Genomic DNA, 25924 nt, shown 5'->3' with positions numbered 1-25924 from the left:
AACAATGTCACAAACAATTACAGATGTTTGGGCGCGCGAGATTCTTGATTCCCGCGGCAATCCTACAATTGAAGTTGAAGTTGAATTGGAAAACGGCACGATTGGCCGCGCAGCAATTCCCAGCGGCGCTTCCACCGGCGAAAACGAAGCAGTCGAACTGCGTGATGGTGATAAGACGCGCTATCTTGGCAAAGGCGTTCTGAAGGCAGTCAAGAATGTGAATAACATCATTTGCAAAGAAGTCGTTGGCTTCGATGCTCTTGATCAGGTCGGTATCGACAAGATGATGATTGCGCTCGATGGCACACCGACCAAAGGGAAGCTTGGTGCAAACGCTATCCTTGGTGTGTCATTGGCAGTTGCAAAAGCGGCGGCTCTATCTTTGAAAATGCCCCTCTACCGGTACATCGGCGGGACGAATGCAAAAGTTCTTCCTGCGCCCATGATGAATATCATCAACGGCGGTTCGCACGCCGACAACAATGTGGACTTTCAGGAATTCATGATTTTCCCGGTCGGACTTCCTACGTTTGCCGAGGCGTTGCGCAGTGGAGCAGAAGTTTTTCACACACTCAAAGGTGTGTTGAAGAAAAGAGGATACAACACCGCTGTTGGTGATGAAGGAGGATTTGCGCCAAATTTGAAATCGAATGACGAAGCCATCGAAGTGATTCTTGAAGCAATCACAAAGGCCGGATACAAGCCGGGAAAACAGATTTACATTGCACTTGATCCGGCGGCGAGTGAATTTTATGATACGGCTAAGAAAAAATATGTGTTCGGCAAATCGGATAAATCTGAAAAATCGTCAGAAGAAATGGTAAAATTCTGGGAGAATTGGGTGAAACAATATCCGATCGTATCGCTTGAAGATGGTATGTCGGAAGGCGATTGGGACGGTTGGAAGTTACTGACTGATACCGTCGGCAAGAAAATTCAGCTTGTTGGTGATGACGTGTTTGTCACGAACGTCGAGTATCTCTCTAAAGGAATCAAGATGGGTGTTGCGAATTCCATTCTCGTGAAAGTAAATCAAATTGGAACGCTCACCGAAACGCTTGATGCGGTTGAGATGGCAAAGTGTGCTCATTACACCGCGGTACTGAGCCATCGTTCCGGTGAGACAGAAGATACGACTATTGCCGATATCGCTGTTGCAACAAATTGCGGAATGATCAAGACCGGTTCTGCGAGCCGCACGGACCGTATTGCCAAGTATAATCAATTGATGCGCATTGAAGAAGAACTTGGAACAAATGCAATCTACGCCGGCAAGTCGGCAGTGAACGCAAAACTGTAAAATGTTACAACTTGGCTGGGAGGGAGTTCCAACTCCCGACCAGCCTTCTTAATTTGATACGTGCAGCACCTCAATCATCAAATACCACTTTGTCCACCATTACTCGCGTGCAAACTGAAGCAAAGGCGCGTAATTCTGATTGTCTGCCTCTTGAAGTGCAGACAAGTATCTAGCACGAGCTTCTCCCTTGTTTGTAAGGTTTAATCTTCCCCAAGAAAATACCGGCTTGCCAAACCCGCTGTTGACGAGAATATCTGCAAGTAAGCGGGAATGCCTGCCATTGCCATTAGCAAAAGGATGAATCGTGACAATCCGATGACTGAACCTGACTGCGATTTCATCTTCAGAAAAGATTTTGTTATCGATCCAATAGTTGCAATCATGAAGAAGATTTCTTAATTCAATACTGGTCTGAAATTTATCAACACCAATATTTTTGTTTGTTGTTCTAAACTCGCCAGCCCACTTCCAAACATCAGCAAACATTTGCCTGTGGAGTTCCTTTATGTAATCCTCAGTCAGTATTTGTTTGAGTGCGGGTTTTCTTTTCATCGTCCATGCAATTGCTTTTTCCACACCAAGCTGTTCAAACTCATCAAGTTCGCCGCGAGTAGTAATCGTCGGTATGAGTAAACCTTCTTTCTCATATTCATCAATTGGAGTTTGCCCATCTGTGTAATCGAGATCTAATCCCATAAATATTTCGGCATTTCTTGTTTAATCTGTTCTGCGCGATCTTTGATTGCCTTTTGCAGTCTTTCTTCTCTATTTCCCTGTTCTTCAAGTTTCATAGAGTGCGAGGTTCTCATTACAATTTCATGGGCAACATCCAGAGCACGTTTTTCAATTATTTTTTCGACGGATGATTCTTTGGGAAGAAGCGCATACACAAATTGAAGATCGAGTTTCTCAGCGACTTCCATTAATTTATTCAGCGTGATAGTTTTGTTCTGTTCTCGCTCTTCAATCTCTTTAACGCTGACCGAAGTTTTCTTGAGCCGTTTTGCAAGCTGGACTAACGACATATTCATAGCTGTTCTAACCGCGTTGATCCAACCACGCGGCGGCATGTCTGCTTCTTTTAACACAGAAAATTTTTCAAGCTTTTTATCAAGATGCTCTAATAAAAGTTTTTTATTGAGATCTACCATTAGGTTATACCCTTATATTCGACAATTTAATATAAGGTTATACCCTTGTTTATGCAAGTGAATTATTAGGTTATACCCTTAATTGCATAGAAATCGCCGAAAAAACTCTATAATTTATTCGAAAATTGGCAATTAACTGTTTTGGGATTGTTTCAGTCCTTGTAGCAGATGTCGTCCTGTCCGCCATCTTGTTTACCTGCCATGCTTTATGGCGGGCTGGGCGGATGGCATCGGATTTCTGCAACCCGCGATCGCTGATCGTGGCTACAAAATCATTTTTCTTTTGTAGGGACGTGATTTATCACGTCCTGTTCCACAGAGATTTGATAAATCAAATCCCTACGAGGATTTCTCTTTATCCAACGACTTGTCCGCCGTCTTGCGGGGCGGATGACGTCGGATTTCTGTAAACCTTTCACAATGTCTCACTTCGATTGATCTTGATTAGATTCCGGGAACTTCTTTGGAAAAGATAATAGGGTTTGATTGAAATACGCCAATGACATATAATGTACTATGGTTTTCGTTGAAAAGGAATTGAAATGAAAAAAGAAATATTTACCGAATTATTAGAGAGCCTTCAGCAAGGTGGCAAAATTGTCCGCGGGAAAACAAAGCCAAATCGCGTATTTCAATTGGATGATCCGGATGTTCCGGAAATTCGCAAACACATTGGACCTTCGCAGGAACAATTTACCCGGCTTCTCGGTGCGAGTGTTGCGACATTTAATACATAACTCCAAGTATCTTTGGGATCAATTCTGAGCACATCTATTAAATTGTCCTTTGCTTCTTCAATATTCCCTATTTCCAGATAAGCCAACCCAAGGTTTCTCCGGGCATCTATATGTTCAGGAATTATTTCTAAGACCTTTTTAAATAATTCTATCGCCTTTTTATAATTACCCTTTTCACCTTTTTTAATACCTTCTTGATAGAATTCAATAGCTCTTTTGATTTTACTATCTTCTTCTGCTCGAAAATTTATTATGGCATAACCATTTTCGATTTTAACTTCGACAAGAGAAGCAATAAATCCATATGAACGTTTGATCAGCTTGCAAGCTTCACCAATTGGGAGTGCGGCTTAATCAATTTTATTCTTTGGGTCAATGATAATATCGGAGAGAGAGACAATAATTGTTGACATAGTCAATTCGTTCCTCTCTTTGCTTCTTCAATTGCCTTCTTTTTAAGCGTGGTAACATTCGGAAGGTCAACATAATGATTCCGAGAAACCTTTTGATGGTTTCTTAGTTGTTGGTCATTTCGTGGTTGTGACATCTCGCTCCGTAGAATAATCTTTTCCGCCAGCTTGCCCGCTATTATTTTAGCGGGAGGCGGACACGAGAGCTTCGGTGTGTCTTAAGATTGGTGTAGAGTCCAGTTCGTAACTGGACTTCTATGTTGTCCGACTGCGAGTCGGACTCTACTATCTTTTTTCGGCTTCTTTGGTTCAGGGAGTTTAGGCAAACAGTGTAGAGTCCAGTCACCGACTGGACATTTTCTGTTGCCTTCATGTTGTCCGATCTGATGATCGCCTGCCTGCCGCAGGCAGGGACTCTACGGGTCCACAACAAAAAAGGGTGCATCTTGCGATTCACCCTTCCTGTCGGGATACCACTCCCTGAGACAAAGATGAAACGAAGTGCACCCCTTTCGGGGCGCATCCTCGTTCCGTGTCTGGTCTCTTTGTAATGTGGTATTTTACAGGAAGACAGCAGCCGAAGCTACGCTAAAAATATTTGTGAGTTAAGAGTATTAAGTCGTTGAGTAATTGAGTCCTTTCCGCCAAAGGCGGATGCGCCTTTGGCGCAGAGTAAATAAGTTTTGAGCCACTGAGTATATACAAAATCCTTATTATGAAATCTAAAGATTCGAACGGCTGATGCAATTTAACAAATCAAGCAAGCAAACGGAAATATTTTACCTATTTGGGTTTTGATAGATCGGCTTGAAATTCGCTCACGTTTTGTTTATCTTTTTCAACAGCATTGTCCAAAAGGACGCCTTTGGAGCAGCCAAAGACACCAGTTTTTTCGATACAATTAGATCGAATGGCAATCTATTTACAGTTGAGGAAGAAGAATCATGACACCAAAAATTAAATTCGGAACAGACGGCTGGCGCGGTGTTATTGCCGACGACTTTACATTTGAAAACATAGCGAAGGTTGCGCTTGCGACAGCGAACCATTACAAAAAGCACAAGAAAATCAAGAATGGCATCGTGATCGGTTATGATTCGCGTTTCTTGTCGAGAGAGTTTGCCGAAAAAGTTGCCGAAGTGCTGGGCAATCGCGGCATTAAGGTCATTCTTTCCGATAAAATTTCTTCAACACCAATGGTGTCTTTGCTAACGAAGAAATTGAATGCGGCAGGCGGTATTGTCATTACTGCAAGCCACAATCCGGCAAGGTACAACGGCTTCAAAATCAAAGGTGATTTTGGCGGTCCCGCTTTTCCGGAGACTATTGAGAAAGTAGAGAAAGAACTTAAAAAAGTCATAAAGGTAAAAGTAGAAAGCAAAAAAACGTTTGCAGAGTTAGTAGAGAAGGGAATTATCAAGAAGATCGACTTCACCTCGGTGTATATCGAAGACATCAAGAGTAAGATTAATGTTGATTTGATCAAATCTGCAGGAATCAAGATTGCGTATGACGCTATGCACGGTGCGGGTCAAGGTGTGATGGATCAAATTCTTCCGTTGAAGGTTTCGATTCGCGGCGATTTCAATCCGTCGTTTGGCGGAAGTCATCCCGAACCATTGCCGCAGCACACACCTGGATTAATCGAAGCAATTGTAAAGAACAGCTGCGATATCGGTATTGCAACTGACGGCGACGCGGACCGCATTGGTGCATTCGATGAGAAAGGAAACTTCGTTGACTCGCATCGTATCTTCGCACTTCTCTTAAAATATTTTGTTGAAGAGAAAAAAATGACCGGTGAAGTGGCGAAATCATTCTCTGTCAGTCAGATCATTGATAAGATGTGCAAGAAATACGGTTTGGTTCTGCACGAAACACCTGTTGGTTTCAAATACCTCTGCCGGCTCATGGTCGAAAGCAACATCCTTATTGCGGCAGAAGAAAGCGGTGGACTCGCTGTCAAAGGGCATCTTCCGGAGCGTGACGGTACCTATATCGGCCTGCTGCTTGCGGAAATCATGGCTACCCGGAAAAAGAAATTATCTGAATTGGTCACCGAGCTCATGGATGAATTTGGCTGGTATTACTTCAACCGGAATGATGCCCATCTTACCGAGAAGGAAAAGAATCGCATTATGGCGTTCTATAAAAAAGGACCGAAGCAGATTGCAGGATTTCCAATTCAACGAATCGAAACCAAGGATGGCTTCAAGCTCTTTGTCGAGAACGGCTGGGTGTTGGTGCGCGCATCTGGAACGGAGCCGCTGATTCGGTTCTACGCGGAAGCAGAAACACCGGAAAAAGTAGAAACATTGTTGAAGGCGGCGCGCGGAGTGTGATAAAAGTAGTTGAGTTATGAGTCTTTGAGTATTTGAGACAACCTCCGGCAATATTCGGAGGTTTTTTATTCTTGGAAGAACTGGAATCCTAATAATGAATCACGCAAAGCGTGATACAAAACTATTTAAGAGGACACAATGCTAAAACGCGGCGATGAGGTACAACTTGAAATTACTGATGCCGCATTCGAGGGCAAAGCCGTTGCCCGCCATGAAGGATTGGTCGTCTTCGTTGAAAATGCTGTCCCCGGCGATGTGGTCATTGCGAAGCTGTTGAAAATCAAGAAAAGTTATGCAGAGGCGAAGGTTGTCCGTATTGAACGTCCATCGCCGTTGCGTGTGGAGCCGCGCTGTAAGTACTTTGGAGTTTGCGGCGGATGCAAATGGCAACATATGGATTATCAAGCACAGCTTCGGTTTAAACAGCAGCAGGTGGTTGATTCATTTGAACGAATCGGCGGTTTTTCCAACCTCGATGTCCTTCCTATCGTTGGTGCGGATGAAATTTATTTCTACCGCGGCAAAATGGAATATTCGTTTGCTGAAAAACAATGGCTGACGGAAAAGCCATCTCCGAATGACGATTTTCGATTGCCGATTGAAGAAACCAAAATACAAATTTCTGCGCCAGAGGCGCATGCGTCTTCGGTGCACAATTCCCCATCTCCAATCTTTTTAGGGTTGCACGTTCCGCAGCGGTATGATAAGGTTCTGGATATTGATGAATGTCACTTGCAGTCTGTTGTTTCCAATCAGATTCTGAACTTAACGCGTGATTTCGCTAGGCAGAATCATCTTAACGTATATGATTCGGATCGCAACAGCGGCTATCTTCGCTTCCTCGTTATTCGCGAGAGCAAGAAGACAAAAGAAGTGATGGTAAATCTCGTGACATTTGAAAACAGAACGGATACGATGAAACAATATGCGGCAGAGTTGACAGCACAAGTTGGGCAAGTGACGACAGTAGTGAACACGATTAACAGCAAGAAATCACAAATTGCATTTGGGGAAACAGAGAATGTCTATTTCGGTAATGGGTGGATTCATGAGCGGTTGGGCAGCCATAACTTTTCTATCTCAGCAAGTTCATTTTTCCAGACGAACGTAGCGCAAGCAGAGAAACTCTATAGTGTGGTGAAAGATTTTAGTGAGTTCAAATTGACAGATATTGTGTACGATCTTTATTCTGGAACGGGTTCCATTGCTATTTTCATTTCGGATTCAGTAAAGGAAGTTATTGGTATTGAATCTGTTGAGAGCGCAATTCATGATGCAGAAAAGAATGCACAGTCAAATGGTATTACGAATTGCCATTTCTTGCTTGGAGATTTAAAAGATCGGTTGACCAAAGATACGTTGTGGATGTCATCTCATCCGAAACCGGATGTGCTCGTCATCGATCCGCCCCGGAATGGTATGCATCCGAAAGTTGTAGAGGAAATTCTTGGATTGGCGCCGGAACGTATCGTGTATGTGAGCTGTAATCCTGCAACGCAGGCGCGCGATGTGAAATTACTCTGTGCTGAAAAATATCAGTTGATCAAACTTCAACCGGTAGATATGTTTCCGCATACATTCCACATCGAGAATGTAGCGCTGTTACACAGAAGGTAACTTTGATGATCTTTCCGTGTAATCTCTCCGTTCGCTCAAAGCGGTCGGAGAGGTTCGTGAACGTGACCGTCACTTATCTCGTTCAAACTTGGAGAGTGACGGTCACGAGCTCAGGAAAAACTTACCAATCCGATCGCTGGAAGCGGTCTGAGAGGTTCGTTAACCTTGTCAAGGTTTGAAACCTTGACAAGGTTCTTCATGTAAATTGCACGTTACCGTTTGATGACTTCTGTCCGCCGCACCGTCGTTTGCGGTATAATATTGGTAAGCTCTTTCTCGATTCGTATGGGCTCTATCATCTCCGTAAACTTTGCCTCAATCGTCTCGGTAACGCTGTCTGCTTTCGCCACTCTAAAATGAATTGGTATCATCATCACGGTATCCGGCAATGATTTCCACTGCAAGGAGATAGTATGATCGGTGATATTTACAGCATCCATTGAGGATACGTTCTCAAACTTGTTCTTCCCGGTGCTGTAGGTGAGAGTAAAACTAATAGGACGATATTTGAAGTGAACTTTCGCCAATATATCGAATGTCGTATTTGAGTCTGAAGAAATAATGTTCGTATGCTCGAGATGAATCCAAGGTGCTCGATCGAACGTAAATTCCTTTAAAAGAATTTCTCTATCCCACGATGAAATATTTGTGTCTTTATCAGCAAGATGCACGCGGAGATCTTTGAGATATTCGTTGCTTTTCAGCATCACCTTTCCTTTTTCAGTGTTCAAATCCAACGACTGATTAATGGCGATACTTTGCCGCCATTCATCGGAATAGGAGGGAACAAACAGAAGAATTATTAAGCAGGCCAGGAATGATGCACACAAAGCCAAAAGTCCCCTTCGAGTTCGCCATTGTTTCAGCCATAAGAGATTAATGCTGCTATCAAAATAGATTGCAGCAAAACCAAGCAAAAAGGGAAACGACCAAAGCGCAAAGAACAAAATATAGAAAATGTTCAAAGCAACGTACATCCAAGTCAGTTGAGTGGCATGCAACGCCATAGTTCGTCCAAGAAAAACGAATCCTTCTGAAAACATCAATCGGAACATAAAATGCGGCGAGACAAACCAGAAGAGAAGCTTGAGCCATGGTCGTTTGACAATCATTGCAAGTGCGAGGAAGAAAAGCGCAATTGCCGGATACAACGCCACCTTTGCACCGATTAATGAAAAAAGAAATATAAATATGAAGAGGAAGACAACAATACGGAGAAACCATCGGTACGGGTCGTGACTCAGTCGAATGCGCGGAGTGAGTTTGAGTGAGACTGCAATTCCCATGAGCGCTGCAAAAAATCCAAGAACGAAATATCCTTCCGGATGTGCAATCCAGGGATAACGCAAGCCTTTGATAAGTCCGACAACACTTTCCGAAAGCCATACGCAGGACTGAATAATGATTGCGAATAGAAAAAGTTTAAGCGCTGGTACTTTAGGACGTTGGCTTCTTTCGGCTTCGGTACGCCGCTTCCTTACAACAATGAGAACACCGAGTGCAAGAATGATTGAAAGAGTAATGAAGGCAGTTAATAACCATATCGGAAGAAAGAGCAGGTGGTTTCCGATTTGCAAAAGATAATAGCTGCTGGTTTTTTCTGCTGGTACGCCATTATCAAACCTGTGAACGAGTGCGTTTATAAGATCGCCGCTTTGTTTTAGACCGCTGGGTTTGAAATGCTCGAAGTCATCCTGCTGTGTGTGGATTGGATCGTTTAAACTAGAGGTGAAATCGATGGCAGGAATGTTCTTTTCTAAAAAAGGTTCGTGATCAGATCCGACACCTCCGCCAGGTAAAGAGCTCATCGACGTAAAAAAATGAGTGGGATATGATAATCCGGAGTAACCGAGTTTATTAAACTCATCATATGCCGCCTGCACAAGCCAAACCGGAGTGTTGCCTGTCTTGCAGTCTAACGTCGGAATCAACCAACCGGTGCCATTTGCCATATCTAATTGCAGCATCAGCGCAACGCTGTCGAGGTGCGGAAAATGTCGAACAAAATATTTTGACCCGACAAGTCCGGCTTCTTCTCCGCCGAAAAGGCAGAAGACAAGTGTGGATTGATGCTGTTCTTTTGAGAGAACGCGCGCAAGCTCTATAACAGATGCTGCGCCTGATCCGTCATCGTTCGCACCGGGGATGTCCGGCCCTGCGGAATCGATATGCCCACCAATGACAATAATGCGATTTGTCTTCCCGCGCAGCACACCGATTGCGATACCGCTTTTCGTGTTGACTGATGAACGCGTCATATCGTTTTCAGCTGAAGCTATTTCCATCAAGGACACATCGCTCAACCCGAACTCGCGAAACTTGTTAAGGGCAAAGAGTATTGCCTGCCTTTCATTCGGCGAGCCCATGGGCCTCGCTCCGATTGTCACAGAAATAGTTTTAAGGTAGGAAAGAGCACTATCTGATGAAAATTGTGTTTGCGCACAGAGAGATGGAATGATAAATAGAAGAGTAAGGAAGAATTTCATAAAAGCTCCATTTCTGAAACAATGCAATATGTTTTTCGATAGTGCCATTTTTTGACATAACCCCGCTTGCAAAGCACGCTTTGTGCGGCAGACAGGCTAATCCTTTCCTGCGAGGAGAGGGAATGATTTCTCTATTAGAATCTGAGAAATTTTCCGATGGAAAATTAGAATTTCACGAAGTCGGACAAAAGTTTTAACGATGAGAATACTCATGTGTACTGCTTGTTGACTTTTTAAAACAGTAGCTAACATTGCAATACCATGTTCTGTAAAAGCATGTGGTAGAGCAGTAGAATGTTTAAGTAATTCGAACCGGTGCCAATTTGTCACCAGTTCTTCTTTTTCTTTTATCGTTAATCTAAAGACAAACTCATGAGGAAAACGGTCGCGGTTACGTCTGACTTGTCGATTGAGATATTTTGTCTCTGCTCCATAGAGTTCAGCAATGTCTCTATCAATCATTACCTTTACTCCACGTATTATAAAAATGCGTTGTTCAATCAAATTGACTGGTATGATTGCCTTACTTTTTATTAAACACGTTTGTTTGTCTTGCATGAATTCTCGCTTCAAGGAAGATGTTCTTCAAAAAACGAGGCAAGGGAATTTTCGTACATCTCACCGCCGGCTTCCCACACATCGTTATGGCCGGCGCCTTCGATGAGGAGAAGGTGCTTTGGTTCGTTGGCGGCTTCATACAGCAGCTTGGAGTAGTCAGATTTAATGAACGAATCGTTTTTCCCATGAACGATGAGCACCGGCATGTGTACACGTTTAATGTCTTCAACAGGTGCAACAAGTCTTGCTTTGAAGTTTGCCATTTTTTGAGATTGCACCAGTGCAATGTTCCGCAGGAAATGCCATGGAAGTTTGATAATCCGTTTTTGGTAGTCAACGAAAACAATCCGCAATGCCGTATAGCTTCCCTCTGAAACAACGCAAGCAATCCGGGAATCAAGTGCGGCGGCTTGAATTGCCACTGCTCCGCCCATCGATGTTCCAAAAATGCCAATCTTGCCAATCTTCACATCTGTTCTTGACTGCAAGTATGAAATCACTGCCGAGACATCGTGCTTTTCATAAAAGCCGTAGGTGCAATAATACCCTTCGCTTTGACCATGCGCACGAGAATCATAGAGAAATATATTGAATCCTCTGTTGTAGAGAGCTTGCGCAAACGCTACACCTGCGGTTTTACAATCACCGACACCATGGAGGTAAATGATCGTACCGCGCGCTTTCTTTTTCTGCCGCACAAACCAGCAGTGTAATTTAAATTCATCAAATGTCTCGACAATCACATTTTCTTGAGGAAGTCCGGCATCTTTCGGTTCCAAAAGATTCGTGAATCGTGCATACCAATCCTTCTTGCGCCGAATAGGTTTTAAGAGAATGAGCGGGCCGGCAACGAGAAGTACAAATGTTGCCTGAATAAGAAAGAGGACGGACAGAATGAACAGGTTATAGATGATATTCATTGATATTCTGAATTGATATGTCTTTGATATTAGACTTAAAGAACATTTCTTTTAGAATATATCAAGGCATATCAAAGGATGCAAGTTTATCGGTAGTGTCTCAATTTAGTGCGGAGGCTGACCAAAAAGTACTGATGCTGGAGCGTCACGAACCATTTCGTGACGCGATAATGTTGAAAACAACTCGGTTATGTTGAAAACAACTCGGTATTCGACTTAAAAAACATCTCTTTTAGAATATATCAAGGCATATCAAAGGATGCAAGTTGATCTGATGCATATGATTGCAGTGTCCAACGTTTATGAATGGTCTTTTAATTCTATAATATCCTCCGCAATGAATGGTGCTGTGTGATTGTTCGTGCTGATATATTCTTATCACTTAACCATTGCTTGGAATGTCGAATCATTCTGCAGCGACTTGAGGTCGGGGTCCTTCGAGGCTTGCTGTTTCAGTTTCGGATTAAGACGGAGTGATTTTACTACTGCCTGTAGAGAAGCTTCTTTCTTTCCGGCAGCAAGCCTGATGACTGCAAGGTCGTAGAGCACTTCGGCATTCTCAGGTCCGAGAAGTGCGGTACGCTCCATGAGCGGAAGTGATTTAGCGAATTCTTTTTGCATGAAAAGTGTCCAGGCTTCATTCCACGAATAATTCATCTGAGCATAGTTCAACAGTCTGCCGAGTTCTCTGAACGGCTCAGTATTATCATCGACGCGGATATCTATCGCACGGTCTGTATAACCGCCGTAACCTGCGTTCTTCTTCACGACGAGTAATGCCGCGGATTGTTTTCCTCTCGAATCTCCACCTTGAGAGTCTCCAGCAAGAAGTGCCGCATAAAGTCTCTCCGCAAGAGTCCCCTTCGTATTCAGGAATGCTGATTCCATTGCAATGACAACTGCTTCCCCCGCAAGAATATTTCCCTGAATGGCATAATTGCTTCCGCTGCGGCCGCCAGCCCACTGTAAACATTCAGAGCCGGTGTGTGTGGCTGATGTTCCATTCGCTGAAACTATCCCGCATTGACGCTTCTGACTTTCGGGATCTGATTTCAAAAGAATATCCATCGCTTGTTGAGCTGTCGCTCCTTGTTCAAGCAAATCCAATCCCCGCCATCCAAATGATGTATTCACGAAAGATTGTGTGGCAACCGCGCCTACATCTGCTTTTGCCCATGGAACTACGCTCCCAACTGCAAAGAAACGCGAGGCGACTGCGACACCGAGCTCGCTTGTTACAGAATCACGTCCGACGATCGAAAAGGTCTCGACGAGCTGGTGGCTTTTTCCCGCCGTGGATTGAGCATGAAGAAGAGTTTGAAAAGATATCAGCACAATGAAGATCATGAAAACCACTATAAGAATGGACTGGAGTTTAGTGATGCGATGATTCGTGTTGTTCATACCATCATTCCTTTTCCAAAGATAGATAAAATGATCGATATCATAAATTGTCAAAGAAGTTTTGATTAAATGGTCACTTTCATTGTCCTGTTTCATATTGCTTGCCTTTAGCGTTGTGAGTGGTATGAATGGCGATAAAAGTTAGATATTAGACATTCTAGAAGCAAATAACAAAAACGCCCGCTTTCGGAGGGCTTGAATGAAGCCCCATCACTTATTATCTTCCATTGAAGCCCCCCAACCTTTTCACAGATCAAAGGTCTAATTCTATGTCTGACGAACAAAGGAATTCCGAACGTATGGCAGCCAATGACACTGAACTGATCATGCAAACCCAGCGAGGAAATATGGACGCATTCGAACAGCTTGTGCAACGGTACGATAAGCGGGTTCTGACCATCGCGGCAGGTTATGTAAACTGCTCCGACGATGCAAAAGATATTTATCAGGAGGTCTTCCTCCGGGTGTATAAAGGTTTGCCAAAATTCCAATATAAGAGTGAGTTTTCAACTTGGCTCTTTCGGATTACGACGAATGTCTGCTTGAGCCACCGGATGCGCGGGCGCAGACATTCACATACATCGCTCGATCAGAATGTGAACGATGAAGACGGCCAGCCGCATGCATTAAAAGATACGCTGTCCGACAATACGGCGACCGATCAGTACGCGCACGATGCAGAGATTTCGATGAAGGTAGAACAGGCGCTGAAGGCTCTCTCGCCGCGCCAGAGGATGGTTTTTTCACTCAAGCACTATGATGGTTACAAGTTGAAAGAGATTGCCGGCATGCTGAAATGCAGCGAAGGAACTGTAAAAAAGTATTTGTTTGAAGCGACGGCGCGTTTAAGAAAACAATTAAAAGAATTTGCGGATTGAACAGAAAGCGAGACGGTATATGAAACACAAACAGTTTGAAGAATGGCTCCAGCTTTCCTTGTATGATGAGTTAAGTGAACAGGAACAAACAGTTCTTGATACTCATCTCGCTGCATGCGAACGCTGTCGAGATGAATTACAAGAATTGAAAAAACTCCATGCAACGTTGGCACATCGTCAGCTGGCAGTTATTCAGGAGCCGTTGTTGCAGGATGCGCGAAGAAGCCTACGCATGCGAATCCAGGCCGATTCTGAGCGGATATCTCTGTGGACGAAAGTGCAATCCGCTCTCGATGGAATTCTTGCTCCGCCGCTTCAGGCAGCATTGGGTGGAGTTGCAACGCTCGCGATCGGAATTCTTGTTGGCTATTTCGTTTTCAGATTGCCTGCAGAAAAGAACTTGGCACTGCGGCAAACGGCGTTTACATCGTCTGCAATGGAAGCGGGAGAATCTCAGATAACGAATATCCGCTTTATCGATCGTAACGTGCAGAATGGAGATGTCGAGTTCACATTTGAAACCATTACACCGGTGCGGCTTCGCGGCAACGTCAATGATGAGAATATACAGAAAGTACTGGCGCGGGCACTCGTCAGCGATCAGAATGCTGGCATCCGGCTCCGCGCTGTGAATATGATCGGTACACAAACTGAGCAAAAACAGATCGGCGCTCCGGGGCTTGATACAGAAGTGAAAACCGCTCTTATCACTGCATTGCTGGGTGATCGAAATCTTGGTGTGCGGAGGGAAGCTCTCAATGTGCTTAAGAATTATTTGCCGGATCCTGTCATCGTACGTGCATTTCTGAATGTCTTAGCAAAGGAAACAAATACCGGTTTGAAAATTACAGCAATTAATTCGTTGGACTTGTCAAAATATGAAAACCAGCCGGTGAACCGTGAGATTCTTGATATGCTCAAGAACAAGGCTCAATCGGACGATAACAACTATATCAGAACCAGAGCAAAGTTAGCTTTGCAGGAGGTACAACAATGAAAACATTTACTCGAGTACTCGTTGCCGCAATTACGGCATTATTTGCAATCACCCTTGCCATGGCAAGGGAGGAAGCAGAGAGATCGAAATCCTTTAACGTAAGCAAAGGGGGCACAGTCGAAATCACGACAAGCGTTGGAGATATTCGAATTTCAACATGGGAAAAAAATGAAGTATATGTGAATGTAGAAGGCCTTGATGATGAAGACATCAGTCAGGTGAAGATGTCGCAAAGTGGAAATATTGTGCGTGTATCGTATCGAACCCACTGGGGTGATGGGTCCGGGCATATTCGATTCAATGTGAATGTACCATCTCAATTCAATCTCGATCTTAATACATCAGGAGGAGACTTAGAAGTAAAGGGCGGACTGAATGGGAAGATCGATGGATCGACCTCTGGTGGTGATATCAAACTGGGAAATGTAATTGGCGGCCCTGTTGATGTATCGACGTCGGGAGGAGATATCTCGACGGGAAAGCTTGAAGGAGAAGGGCATCTTAAAACCGCAGGTGGTGATATACACGTCGGTACTGTAAACGGCTCCCTGTATGTCAATACATCGGGTGGCAATATTCAAGTCGAAACTGTGTCGAAAACTCTTGACGCAAAAACGGCTGGCGGCGACATTATTATCGGTGATGTTGGCGGAGAGGCTCGTGTCTCGACATCTGGCGGAGATGTCAACGTGGGTAAAGTTTCAGGCAAGGCAACACTGAGCACAGCAGGCGGCGACATCGAACTAAGAGGCGCCAGTGGGAGAGTCAGCGCGAGGACTTCAGGTGGCGATGTGAAGCTGCAAAGCATTACTGGTTCCATTGATGCAAAGACTGCAGGCGGTGAGGTTGAGGCAGAATTGATCCCGAGCGGCAAAGGAGGCAGTAAACTTGCATCTTCAGGCGGGGATATACGGCTTTATATCGATGAAAATTCTAAAGCAACGATTGAAGCAACCATCCGTCTCGATGGATGGGGCTGGAAAAAAACTCATTACGTTGTGAAATCAGAATTTCCTAAAGAATCGTACGAGACAGATGAAGAAGACGGTGAGATTCGTGCAGTCTACAAGCTCAATGGCGGCGGTGAAATGATCGATCTCAGCACATCAAACTCGAATATCGAGATTCATAAGCTGCGACGCTGATATTAATTTGTATCATTGCGTTGTTGCATTGTTCCCAATCAAAATCAAAAAAGGAAATTATATGAGACAAAGGATCACAAATCTAATCCAAGCGATTCTTTGTCTCATAACAATCAATTCTCCAACCTTCGCTCAACGCTCACTCGATTCATTACTTCGAACATTGCCGGAAACCTGCACATCGTTCATGCAGCAGCGCGGATGGCCAAGCCTCTCTGTTGCCATTGTGCTCGATCAAAAGATAATTTATTCTCAGGCATTTGGTTATGCCGATGTCGACAAGAAGATACCGGCGACGACTAATACGATTTATCGGATTGCTTCAATGACAAAGCTGTTTAACGCGACTATGCTCATGCAGCTTGCTGAACGAGGGAAAGTGAATTTAAATGATCCCCTGATTAAGTATATTCCCGGATACAAACCGAAATATCCCAAAAACACTGGTCCGACAACTTTGCGTCAGCTTGCAACACATACATCGGGATTGCATGTTGATGCGGCTCAGGGCTTCTGGCATTACTTTTCAAATTTTGAATGGGTTGTAACGAAGGGCAAGGAAAAGGTCGTCTGGGGTGTTACGAAAAACGATCTGCTTTCAACATTAGATAAGGTTGAGATAGAATACACGCCCAATAAGTATCCTCACTATTCGAATTTCGGTTTTCAACTTCTTGGCATAGCTCTCGAAAATGCAGCTCATGAGCCTTTTGAGAAATATATCAAATCCAACATTCTCGATCCGCTTGATATGAGGAATTCAGATTTCAAACTTAATGAGGAACAACAGACTCGCTTTGCGGTCGGATATACGTATCTTGAACCGGATTTCCAACGGTATCGTGCTCCGGATTGGGATCTATCAATCCTCAAGTATTCAGGCGGACTTTATTCGACGCCCGAAGACATTGCCCGTTTTATTTCTTTTCAGTTTCGAGATCAAACGGATGGTGATAGAAAAATTTTAAGTGGTGATGGATTGAGATTCATGCGCACTCCACAAACATTGCAAAGTCCAGAATCGTACGATACGTACGGGATAGGATGGGCAATATATGATTATGAAGGTCATTCTATAATGGCGCATGCTGGTGGTCACTGGGGCTTTTCTGCAAAAGCGGAGGTGCTGCGCGATTTGAAACTTGGTGTTATTATCATGACGAATTGCAATTACCCACAAGGAAATATCGGTCCGGACAAAGATTTGACAAGGATTATCATTGATAAGTTTATTCCGATCTTGGAGACAAAGAAATCTGAACCGGTGTTTGATCTTCAAAAAGGGGACATTCAAAAATATTCCGGTCACTATAACGTTCCCGGCGATTATGCTCATGCAGATGTGCGAGTGAAAAATGACACATTGTATTTTTCTTTGAGAGAGAAACCTCAATTTAATACTGCTATCCTTCCAGTAGGTTTGCATCGGTTCTGTTTTGCCATCGATCCGGGGAAAAATCCTATGTTTCGTTTTGGCACAGATGATTCTGGTAAGATTGTTAGTCTTGAATTTATGGAATTTCGTTTCAAGAAAAAGTGAGACGGGCGATGAAATGATCGATCTCAGCACATCAAACTCGAATATCGAGATTCATAAGCTGCGGAAGTAAAGATGTTAGCACACATTAGAGACATCATATGAATAAAATTATGCTCATAATAATTGTCTATTTGATATTACTTCTGAAGCAATCCGAAGCCCAAACAATAAAAGATTCTGATTGTGTTTTTCCTGATAGTACTTGGCAGTACATCGAAAAACCAGATACGATGGGATGGAATATTGCAAAGCTTATTGAATTAGATGAATTTGTCTTAAATAAAACAAGCTTCACTGGATTAATGATTATTCATAAGGGCAAAGTTTTATATGACTATGGAGATGTCAAAGAACTGTCTTATATAGCTTCATGTAGAAAAAGTGTATTGTGCATGCTTTATGGTCGATATGTGGATAAAGGAATCATTGATTTAAATAAAACCATTGGTGAACTTGAAATAGATGAATTAGTTGATTTATTAGAAATCGAAAAAAAGGCTAAAGTTGATAATTTATTAACAGCGAGATCGGGTGTATATCTTCCAAGTGCTGCATCGGGATCAAACGAAAGACTTCCGGAAAGAGGCTCAAAACAACCTGGTAGCTATTATTTATACAATAATTGGGATTTTAATGTTGCAGGTTTTATTTTTGAGAAGGAAACTGGTAAAAATATTTACGATGCATTAAATGAGCAAATAGCTTTACCCATAAAATTGGAAGATTGGGAAAGGAAAAAACAGAAAAAAGAATTCGATCCCAGTTCAAAATACCCTGCATATCACATGTATCTATCAACGCGTGATATGGCAAGAATTGGATACTTAATGCTAAGAAATGGGGAGTGGAATGGCAAACAATTAATTCCAAAGCCTTGGATAAAGAAAACTACAAGTTTAGTAACATCTGTTGAAGAGTTAAAGATATCTGATCCAAGTATTAAAAATAAACCATGGTGGAAGTGGGGTTATGGATATTTGTGGCGGGTTTGGGATAATAATTCAAATATTAGGCCAGAACTTAGAGGTGCTTATTCAGCAACTGGCGCATGGGGACAATATATAACAATTATACCATCAGTTGATTTAGTTATTGCATCAAAAACAAAAAGTGAATACCGCAGATCGACAAATTATGAAACTTATATGAATTTACTTGACATATTAATTGATGCAAAAATGGATTATTTGGCAGTTACAGAGACTCTAAAAAGTAATAGTGCCGAATCTATCGGTACGGTTGTTGATGTCAGAAATAATTTTAATCATTCAGAATATTTCAAATATAAGTATGAATATAATGGACAAGAGTATTATGGGTGGTCTTGTTCACATCAAAAAATCTTTTGTGGCAACATATTTATAGTTTTTTTAAGCCCTGATAATCCCAAGGTAAACAAAATTGATTTAAAAAATAAAATTGATAAATAATATCGTTTGCTAACATCGTGTGTAGCCAACGGCGGCGGTGAGTTGATTGAATTGAGCACTTCAAATTCTAATATCGAGATTCATAAGCTGCGGAAGTAAAAATGTTAACGGCAAGTAAAAAAAAGCTCATCACTCAAGTAAGAAAAATAATATGAAAGAATTATTTATATCAATACTGATTGTCGTATTACATTATTCAAATTTATTTGGACAATGTGAATTTGATTTAAACTGCTTTTCCATTTTGGTGGGAAAAGATGCTTCCGTTGATGGTTCGGTATTTTTTGCCCATAACGAAGATGATGAAGGTCAGAATTTTGTTGATTTGCATAGAGTCCCAAGAATAAACCATAGACCTGGCGAAAAGCAAATATTTGTTGATGCTTTGGATTCCATTGATGAAGTCAATGAAACATATGCCTATTTATGGATTTCAGGTTCAACTTATAACGAAGAACAATATTTAAACGAATGGGGAGTTGCCATTACATCTGATGGAGGTCGTTCTAAAGTTGTCAATGGCGAAGCCAAGATTCAGCATAATCTGAGAAGACTTGTTATTGAAAGAGCAAGGTCTGCGAGAGAGGCAGTAAAAATTGCAGGTACATTGGTTGAGCGATATGGTTATACAAAATCGGGAAGAGATTATTTAATAGTTGACCCGAATGAAGCATGGGTATTTGAAGTGACATATAGCAAACATTGGATAGCCAAGCGACTTCCAGATGATGAAGTAGCAATTATACCTAATTATTATGTTATTGACGACTTCAATATTTCAGATACCTTAAACTTTCTTTCCTCACCCGATATTATCGAATATGCAATAAGTAATGGCTGGTACGATCCTCAAACAGATAAATCTTTTAATTTTAGAAAAGTATATGGTCGAAAAGATAGACAAGAAGCAATTTTTAATATTGCCCGCAAATGGGTTATTTTAAACAAGCTATCTGAAAAACAATATAATCTATACGACGATTTCCCTTTTTCGTTTAAGCCAAAGCAAAAAGTGAGTATTCAAGATCTGATGGGATTCTTGCAGAATCATTATGAGAGTACCCAATTTGCAAAAGACCCTTCGTACAACAATGGTTGTCCTCATAGTAATAGTATAGATACTTTGAGTATATGTAATGGTCTTAATGATTATAGCTGTATTACTCAGTTGCGCAATTGGCTACCTGCTGATATCGGAAATATTATGTGGATTGCTCCCAGACATCCTTGTATTCAACCTTTCATTCCTTGGTACTATGGCATTACCAAAATATTATCAGACTATGAACAAGAAAATTATATAAATGCTTTGCGGGACTATAACATTAAAAACAGAGAATACAAAGCAATGTATCCTCACCATGCTTGTTGGGTCTTTGATGATTTTGCTACGAAAGTAGATAGTTGTTATGGGAAAGAAATAGAATCATTAAAAAAGTGGAAAGACAATTTTGAAATGGATGTTTTCAATACAATAAAACTGAAGGAAAACGAAATATTAAATATTTATAAATCAAATCCTGAAAAAGCGAGACAAATATTAGCAGCTTTGACAAATAGTTTTGCTGAAAAGGCTTTGATTGAAACAAAGGGGAAATTAGAAAATTCCAGCCGCTAACATCGTCTATAAGCAATAACAGGAGAAGTAGGTGTTTCAAATTCTGTAATTCACTCGCAGGTTAGTGCAACTTGATAAGTAAATGCTTCGTAACCCAATATCGTGGAGTCGGAATTCCCCAAAGAATCATATGAAACTGATGAAAAAGCTAACAAAATTCGTGCGTCTTATGTTTTACGTGGGGTGACATCACGTTGGTCTGTAAGTCATATATGATGGAATGGATCGTTTGACCTGATGTTATTTTTACTCAGAAAAACAAATTAATTCTTCACTTTGGAATTGCTCATGAAGATTATTGTTGTGCTATTTTCTTTTCTCACTACCGTTGAATATGCAGCGGCAAGCGATTCAATCCGCATACCACATCCCGATGTTCGGGCAATACGAACGGCACAACCGATTGTCATTGATGGAAAATTATCCGAGAAGATATGGGGGGAAGCTCCTCAAACGTCGGATTTTATTCAGCGCGATCCGGTTGAATGGGCGCCAGCTTCAGAAAAGACAGTCGTATGCATCCTTTATGACGACGATGCTCTCTATGTCGGAGCCCGTCTCTATGACCGACATGCTGATTCCATTATCGCCCGGCTTGGACGAAAGGATGCCGATCAAAACTCGGACGATTTTTTTATCGCTCTTGATCCGTATAACGATCATCGGACGGGATTCTTTTTTGGAATCGATGCAGCGGGTACATATCAAGACGGTGTTCTCTATAATGATGAATGGACAGATAATTCATGGGATGGAGTCTGGGAAGGTAAAGCGACGATCGATTCGCTCGGATGGTGTGTCGAAATGCGAATCCCGTTCTCGCAACTCAGGTACCATAAAAGCGATCAGCAAATCTGGGGGATAGATTTCAAGCGGGACATCAGACGGAAAAGTGAAGATGATTATATCACGTTCCAACCGAAAAACGGGAGCGGATTCACTTCGCGATTCGTTCATCTCATCGGCATCGAGAACATTGAACCGTCGCAGCAGATCGAGATTATGCCCTATGTTACAACCCGCGCAGAATACATCCACTATCCGACAGGGAATCCGTTCCATAACGGATCCAAATATACGCCGGAAATAGGGCTGGATATGAAAATCGGACTCGGCAGTAATCTTACGCTGACCGGGACAGTGAATCCCGATTTCGGACAAGTGGAAGTCGATCCTGCGGTCATCAATCTGAGCGATGTTGAAACCTACTTTCAGGAAAAGCGCCCATTCTTCATCGAAGGAGCATCGATTTTTAATTTCGGGTATGGAGGTGCGACTAATTTCTGGAGTTTCAATTTATCCGTTCCGACGTTTTTCTATACACGGCGGATCGGCCGCGCCCCGCAGGGCAGTATTCCCGATGCCGATTATTCCGATATCCCGTCGGGAACAAGAATTCTCGGTGCCGCGAAACTCACAGGGAAGCTCGGCGAATCATGGAACATCGGAACAATTCAGGCTGTAACCAGAAGGGAATATGGGCAGATATCCAACTCAGGAGTTACGAATGACGTCGAGATCGAACCTGCAACATATTACGGAATCGTCAGGGGACAACGTACGTTCGACGATTCGCGTCAGGGAATCGGTTTCATCACGACCAGTACCGTCCGTTCATTTGCCGACGATAGGTTGCGTTCGGATATGAACAATAGTTCACATGTCGTTGGAATCGACGGCTGGACATTTTTCGATTCAGACAAGACATGGGTACTCTCAGGGTGGACTGAGATGTCTCAAATAAGCGGATCGACCGACCGGATGATCTCGCTGCAGGAAAATTCGCAGCACTACTTCCAACGTCCCGATGCGAAGTCGTACAGCGTCGATCGAAATGTAACATCGATGACAGGATATGCAGGTCGCCTTCTCGTCAATAAACAAAAAGGGAATATTATATTTAATTCCAGTTTTGCAGTTATCGATCCAAGATTTGATCAAAACGATCTTGGCTTTCTCTCGCGAGCCGATGTGATCAATATGCATATCGGTGGAGGATATAAATGGACCGAAGTAAGTGCGTTTTACAGGCAGTTGGGTGCGATTGCAGCAGGATACCAGAGTTATGATTTTGACGGGGATGTCACGGGGCGGGGAGTGTATTACGAAGTGTGGACAGAATTTCTTAATTACTACTATATCGATATTTGGGGATGGTATAATCCTGAAACTATCAACACTCGAAGAACCCGCGGAGGCCCCATAACACTCAATCTGCCTCTTTTTCAATTGAATCTTTACGGGAACACGGATCCGAAGAAACCGGTCGTGATCAGCACAAGTTTCAATGGATACAACGGCAACGGTGCGAATTATTTATACAGTAATATATCAATGACGTGGCACCCGGCAGCCAATATTTCGTTGAGTATCGGGCCGGACTACACACGGTACATCGAAAATGCGCAGTGGGTCGATGCCTTCGATGATCCTACTGCCACCGCGACATTCGGTAAACGATATGTCTTCGGGAAAATGGACCAGACAACGATATCGGCGAATATACGGCTTGATTGGACATTCACTCCAAAACTCAGCCTCCAATTATTCGTTCAACCGCTTATTTCTGCAGGTGATTTTCTCGAATTCAAAGAGCTTGCGCGCCCCGGTTCATACGATTTTAATGACTATGGAACGCGAGGCTCGACCATTTCATTGAACAACGGAACATACACAGTCGATCCAGACGGAAGCGGACCGGCTGCCTCATTCTCATTCGACAATCCACAGTACAATTATACATCGATCCGTGGAAATGCAGTCCTCCGGTGGGAATATATGCCCGGCTCGGTGCTCTTTTTTGTATGGACGCAAAGCCGCTCAAACGATCAGCAGCTCGGAGAATTTGAGTTCGGACCGTCTGCCGAAAAACTCTGGCGTATGGTGCCCGATAATATCTTTATGATAAAAATGACGTACTACTGGAATTAAAAAAGAAAACAAAATAGATATATTCCTTTGAAAACAATTCTCAACGGCGGCAGTGATGAGTTGCTAGAACTGAGCACTTCAAATTCGAATATTGAAAATTACATATTACACTGCTGATTCCTGTATGCGGTTAAATGATGGAAATACCAGCAAGTAAATTAAAAGGAGGATCTCTATGAAAGAGACCACAGCAATCCTCCTGACGGTTCTGGCGATACAGTCTCTCTTGATTTTTTATTATCAGCAAGGGCAAAACCGCTTGGCTTATAATATTTTTACAATGAACATGCGTGAAACATCGGAAAAACCTATCTCTGGTAGAGTTGGTACCATGCACCGCATAAGGTTCATAGCGATACTAATTTTGATTTCATCGATTCCCGTTTTTTCACAGAGCCTTCAATTACAATACGATTTCAGACATTCCATAGATCCGCAGAACAATAAAAGCAATTATCCTACTTTTTCCTTTGAACTTTTTAAGCTTTTAGATGAAGGTTCATTCTTTGTAAAAACGCAAGCTGACTTTTTCGGGGAACATAATAACATTGGCCAGTTTTACATGCAAATATCCAGAGATTTTAAATTTTGGGCACCACCGGTCTTTCTTCATCTGGAATATAACGGCGGTCTGGGAATCGCCGAAGGCACGTCGTACGGCTATTATTTAAACAATGCATACTTGCTTGGAATAGATTATCCGTTTCAGTGGGGAAATGATTGGCAGAGTGTCTCATTGAGCTATCGGTACAGTATTTTAAACGGGCCGAACCATGATGCTCAGGTCACTTTCTATTGGTCAAAACACTTTTGGGAAAATAAATTTACTTTCGAAGGCAGTTTTGTTTTATTTACGCTGAACAGGAACCAGGGCGATGCATTGACAATGAACCTGACCGGGAAGCGGATTCTGTTCTGGGGGCAGCCGCAAATATGGTTCAATTTGGATAAGAACTTTTCGATAGGATCGCAAATAACCCTGTACTATCATATCTATTCCTATTCAGAGAATGTGCTGATATATCCGTCAGCAGCAATAAAATACCGATTTTAGATTAGCAGTAATGGAGATGTTTTTTCCCCGGATATTACGAAATCAAACGGCGGAATTTTTTAACGAACAATTAATGCATGGATGATGTCAATGAAAAAAGTATTTATAATTCTCTTCATGAGTTTCGCAATTGCGAGTCTCACTGTTGCTCAAAATCCGGGAAAAGTATGGATGCAATATGCAACGCCGGAAGAAGCAGGTTTTTCTTCTGAAAAATTAAAATCTGTCATGGATTTGTACGAGAAGAACGGCGCCTCAGCCCTGATGGTCGTTTATAATGGTAATGTCTTGCTATCGAAAGGAGACATCACGCGAAGGTACGATTGTCACTCCATGCGAAAGAGTCTGATCAGTGCGCTTTACGGTATTTACAGCGTCCGAGGAAGGATCGATATTCATAAAACTCTAAAGGAACTTGGTATTGATGATAGAGTGAAGTTGACTGAACTGGAACAGTCAGCGACTATTCAGGATTTATTGAAAGCTCGATCTGGAGTGTATCTTCCTGCATTGGGTGAATCTCAAAGTATGAAGGACGAAAAGCCGGCCAGAGGAAGTCATCCGCCCAATACTTTTTTCTATTACAACAATTGGGATTTCAATGTTCTTGGATCGATTTTTCAAAATGAAACTAAGATAAATTTGTTTGAGGCATTCAATGAATCTCTTGCGAAACCCTTGGTAATGGAAGACTTTCGGCTGATTGATGGAAGGTTCTGGCACGATTCAACTCTTCAAACGAAATATTCTAAATACGATATTAAAATGTCGGCAAGGGATTTAGCACGGTTTGGAGTTTTGTATTGTAATGACGGTATTTGGGATCACTCTCGGATCCTCTCAAATGAATGGATTACGGAAAGTTTCACACCGTACTCAACGATGGATCGCCGAACTTATAAAGAATCCTACGGATATCTCTGGTGGATTCAGATGCTTGATGACAGTATACCAATGTATTCCGCACTTGGCTGGGGCGGGCATATCCTCGTTGTTGTGCCGAAATATAATTTGGTCTTAGTCAAACGCCACGATACGTACGGCGGAAATGGCGACGATACCAAAACAGGTATGTATATTCGAGAGATCATCAAGGCACATGTTTCAGCTCCGATCTCATATCCGAGACTTATTCCGCTTGAAGTACGTTCACGGCAGATGAATTTTGTCGACATGCCGGCGGCAAACCTGAAGAAATATCAGCAACAGATTGAATTGAAGGGGAGAACCAGAAAAATAGAATATGGCAAGTATGGGCTGCTGTTCGATGATTGGTTTATTCTACATCCAGTTTCGGATACCAAATTTTATATTGAAGATTTTGATAAGTACATGTTTTTTAAATTTGTCAATGATAAACCAATATTTGATAGAATTGAATAAAAAAACAACAATTTTTCAACGGA

General features: G+C 42.4%; 19 protein-coding genes. 13 read left to right on the top strand and 6 right to left on the bottom strand.

The window, feature by feature from the left end; all coding sequences use genetic code 11:
- Positions 1 to 4: 4 nt before the first annotated feature.
- Positions 5 to 1300, top strand: a complete 1296-nt coding sequence (gene eno / locus NTX44_13345; GenBank protein MCX6122588.1) for a phosphopyruvate hydratase — start codon at positions 5 to 7, stop codon at positions 1298 to 1300.
- 99 nt (positions 1301 to 1399) lie between these two features.
- On the opposite strand, the gene NTX44_13340 is transcribed toward eno, so the two are convergent.
- Positions 1400 to 1996, bottom strand: coding sequence for a mobile mystery protein B (locus tag NTX44_13340; GenBank protein ID MCX6122587.1), 597 nt, complete (start codon positions 1994 to 1996; stop codon positions 1400 to 1402).
- Positions 1987 to 2451 carry a mobile mystery protein A gene (locus NTX44_13335; GenBank protein ID MCX6122586.1) on the bottom strand — a complete coding sequence of 155 codons (465 nt, stop codon included), beginning with the start codon at positions 2449 to 2451 and terminating at the stop codon, positions 1987 to 1989. Before NTX44_13335 ends, NTX44_13340 begins: the two co-directional genes overlap by 10 nt.
- Positions 2452 to 2993: 542 nt before the next feature.
- Here NTX44_13335 and NTX44_13330 point away from each other — a divergent pair.
- From NTX44_13330 to rlmD, 3 genes are all read left to right on the top strand, one after another.
- Positions 2994 to 3188 carry a hypothetical protein gene (locus tag NTX44_13330; GenBank protein MCX6122585.1) on the top strand — a complete coding sequence of 65 codons (195 nt, stop codon included), beginning with the start codon at positions 2994 to 2996 and terminating at the stop codon, positions 3186 to 3188.
- A 1354-nt stretch (positions 3189 to 4542) separates the two neighbouring features.
- The gene (locus tag NTX44_13325; GenBank protein MCX6122584.1) at positions 4543 to 5940 is read left to right on the top strand and encodes a phosphoglucomutase/phosphomannomutase family protein; all 1398 of its coding nucleotides are present in this window, start codon (positions 4543 to 4545) and stop codon (positions 5938 to 5940) included.
- Between the two features lie 138 nt (positions 5941 to 6078).
- Entirely contained in the window at positions 6079 to 7557 is a 1479-nt protein-coding gene (gene rlmD / locus NTX44_13320; GenBank protein ID MCX6122583.1) for a 23S rRNA (uracil(1939)-C(5))-methyltransferase RlmD, read from the top strand.
- Between the two features lie 212 nt (positions 7558 to 7769).
- On the opposite strand, the gene NTX44_13315 is transcribed toward rlmD, so the two are convergent.
- The 4 genes from NTX44_13315 to NTX44_13300 all read right to left on the bottom strand — a co-directional run bounded on the left by NTX44_13315 (position 7770) and on the right by NTX44_13300 (position 13021).
- Positions 7770 to 10043, bottom strand: a complete 2274-nt coding sequence (locus NTX44_13315; GenBank protein ID MCX6122582.1) for a M28 family metallopeptidase — start codon at positions 10041 to 10043, stop codon at positions 7770 to 7772.
- Between the two features lie 96 nt (positions 10044 to 10139).
- On the bottom strand, positions 10140 to 10601 hold the full coding sequence (locus tag NTX44_13310) for an ORF6N domain-containing protein (GenBank protein MCX6122581.1): 462 nt from the start codon (positions 10599 to 10601) through the stop codon (positions 10140 to 10142).
- Positions 10602 to 10612: 11 nt separating this feature from the next.
- On the bottom strand, positions 10613 to 11521 hold the full coding sequence (locus NTX44_13305; GenBank protein ID MCX6122580.1) for an alpha/beta hydrolase: 909 nt from the start codon (positions 11519 to 11521) through the stop codon (positions 10613 to 10615).
- 378 nt (positions 11522 to 11899) lie between these two features.
- Complete coding sequence (locus NTX44_13300; GenBank protein ID MCX6122579.1) at positions 11900 to 13021, bottom strand: DUF1028 domain-containing protein; 1122 nt, start codon at positions 13019 to 13021, stop codon at positions 11900 to 11902.
- A gap of 173 nt (positions 13022 to 13194) precedes the next feature.
- Between NTX44_13300 and NTX44_13295 the strand changes: the two genes are divergently transcribed.
- The 9 genes from NTX44_13295 (at position 13195) to NTX44_13255 (ending at position 25901) form a co-directional block, all read left to right on the top strand.
- Positions 13195 to 13803: an RNA polymerase sigma factor gene (locus NTX44_13295; protein MCX6122578.1), complete on the top strand. Its 609-nt coding sequence runs from the start codon at positions 13195 to 13197 to the stop codon at positions 13801 to 13803.
- A gap of 19 nt (positions 13804 to 13822) precedes the next feature.
- A complete protein-coding gene (locus tag NTX44_13290; protein ID MCX6122577.1) occupies positions 13823 to 14800 on the top strand; it encodes a zf-HC2 domain-containing protein in 978 nt (325 codons plus the stop codon).
- Positions 14797 to 15945 (top strand): DUF4097 family beta strand repeat-containing protein, encoded by a 1149-nt coding sequence (locus tag NTX44_13285; protein ID MCX6122576.1) that lies wholly within the window; start codon positions 14797 to 14799, stop codon positions 15943 to 15945. Before NTX44_13290 ends, NTX44_13285 begins: the two co-directional genes overlap by 4 nt.
- 61 nt (positions 15946 to 16006) lie before the next feature.
- The gene (locus tag NTX44_13280; protein ID MCX6122575.1) at positions 16007 to 17485 is read left to right on the top strand and encodes a serine hydrolase; all 1479 of its coding nucleotides are present in this window, start codon (positions 16007 to 16009) and stop codon (positions 17483 to 17485) included.
- 98 nt (positions 17486 to 17583) lie between these two features.
- Complete coding sequence (locus NTX44_13275) at positions 17584 to 18915, top strand: serine hydrolase (GenBank protein MCX6122574.1); 1332 nt, start codon at positions 17584 to 17586, stop codon at positions 18913 to 18915.
- 151 nt (positions 18916 to 19066) lie between these two features.
- Positions 19067 to 20533 carry a C69 family dipeptidase gene (locus NTX44_13270; protein ID MCX6122573.1) on the top strand — a complete coding sequence of 489 codons (1467 nt, stop codon included), beginning with the start codon at positions 19067 to 19069 and terminating at the stop codon, positions 20531 to 20533.
- A 288-nt stretch (positions 20534 to 20821) separates the two neighbouring features.
- Positions 20822 to 23464, top strand: coding sequence for a DUF5916 domain-containing protein (locus tag NTX44_13265; protein MCX6122572.1), 2643 nt, complete (start codon positions 20822 to 20824; stop codon positions 23462 to 23464).
- A 175-nt stretch (positions 23465 to 23639) separates the two neighbouring features.
- Positions 23640 to 24518 carry a DUF5020 family protein gene (locus tag NTX44_13260; GenBank protein ID MCX6122571.1) on the top strand — a complete coding sequence of 293 codons (879 nt, stop codon included), beginning with the start codon at positions 23640 to 23642 and terminating at the stop codon, positions 24516 to 24518.
- A gap of 90 nt (positions 24519 to 24608) precedes the next feature.
- Entirely contained in the window at positions 24609 to 25901 is a 1293-nt protein-coding gene (locus tag NTX44_13255; GenBank protein ID MCX6122570.1) for a serine hydrolase, read from the top strand.
- The last annotated feature ends 23 nt before the right edge of the window (positions 25902 to 25924 follow it).

Source organism: Ignavibacteriales bacterium (assembly GCA_026390575.1).
Classification (GTDB): Bacteria; Bacteroidota; Ignavibacteria; order UBA10030; family UBA10030; genus Fen-1298.
This window is presented reverse-complemented; position numbering and strand designations above follow the sequence as displayed.

What these genes read in the sequence shown, in the direction of transcription:
- NTX44_13265 (MCX6122572.1), top strand. Translation starts at nt 20,822, where the DNA reads ATGAAGATTATTGTTGTGCTATTTTCTTTTCTCACTACCGTTGAATAT.
- NTX44_13285 (MCX6122576.1), top strand. Translation starts at nt 14,797, where the DNA reads ATGAAAACATTTACTCGAGTACTCGTTGCCGCAATTACGGCATTATTT.
- NTX44_13335 (MCX6122586.1), bottom strand. Translation starts at nt 2,451, where the DNA reads ATGGTAGATCTCAATAAAAAACTTTTATTAGAGCATCTTGATAAAAAG.
- eno (MCX6122588.1), top strand. Translation starts at nt 5, where the DNA reads ATGTCACAAACAATTACAGATGTTTGGGCGCGCGAGATTCTTGATTCC.
- NTX44_13330 (MCX6122585.1), top strand. Translation starts at nt 2,994, where the DNA reads ATGAAAAAAGAAATATTTACCGAATTATTAGAGAGCCTTCAGCAAGGT.
- NTX44_13280 (MCX6122575.1), top strand. Translation starts at nt 16,007, where the DNA reads ATGAGACAAAGGATCACAAATCTAATCCAAGCGATTCTTTGTCTCATA.
- NTX44_13270 (MCX6122573.1), top strand. Translation starts at nt 19,067, where the DNA reads ATGAAAGAATTATTTATATCAATACTGATTGTCGTATTACATTATTCA.
- NTX44_13300 (MCX6122579.1), bottom strand. Translation starts at nt 13,021, where the DNA reads ATGAAACAGGACAATGAAAGTGACCATTTAATCAAAACTTCTTTGACA.
- NTX44_13315 (MCX6122582.1), bottom strand. Translation starts at nt 10,043, where the DNA reads ATGAAATTCTTCCTTACTCTTCTATTTATCATTCCATCTCTCTGTGCG.
- NTX44_13295 (MCX6122578.1), top strand. Translation starts at nt 13,195, where the DNA reads ATGTCTGACGAACAAAGGAATTCCGAACGTATGGCAGCCAATGACACT.
- NTX44_13325 (MCX6122584.1), top strand. Translation starts at nt 4,543, where the DNA reads ATGACACCAAAAATTAAATTCGGAACAGACGGCTGGCGCGGTGTTATT.
- NTX44_13340 (MCX6122587.1), bottom strand. Translation starts at nt 1,996, where the DNA reads ATGGGATTAGATCTCGATTACACAGATGGGCAAACTCCAATTGATGAA.
- NTX44_13305 (MCX6122580.1), bottom strand. Translation starts at nt 11,521, where the DNA reads ATGAATATCATCTATAACCTGTTCATTCTGTCCGTCCTCTTTCTTATT.
- NTX44_13260 (MCX6122571.1), top strand. Translation starts at nt 23,640, where the DNA reads ATGAAAGAGACCACAGCAATCCTCCTGACGGTTCTGGCGATACAGTCT.
- rlmD (MCX6122583.1), top strand. Translation starts at nt 6,079, where the DNA reads ATGCTAAAACGCGGCGATGAGGTACAACTTGAAATTACTGATGCCGCA.
- NTX44_13310 (MCX6122581.1), bottom strand. Translation starts at nt 10,601, where the DNA reads ATGCAAGACAAACAAACGTGTTTAATAAAAAGTAAGGCAATCATACCA.
- NTX44_13290 (MCX6122577.1), top strand. Translation starts at nt 13,823, where the DNA reads ATGAAACACAAACAGTTTGAAGAATGGCTCCAGCTTTCCTTGTATGAT.
- NTX44_13255 (MCX6122570.1), top strand. Translation starts at nt 24,609, where the DNA reads ATGAAAAAAGTATTTATAATTCTCTTCATGAGTTTCGCAATTGCGAGT.
- NTX44_13275 (MCX6122574.1), top strand. Translation starts at nt 17,584, where the DNA reads ATGAATAAAATTATGCTCATAATAATTGTCTATTTGATATTACTTCTG.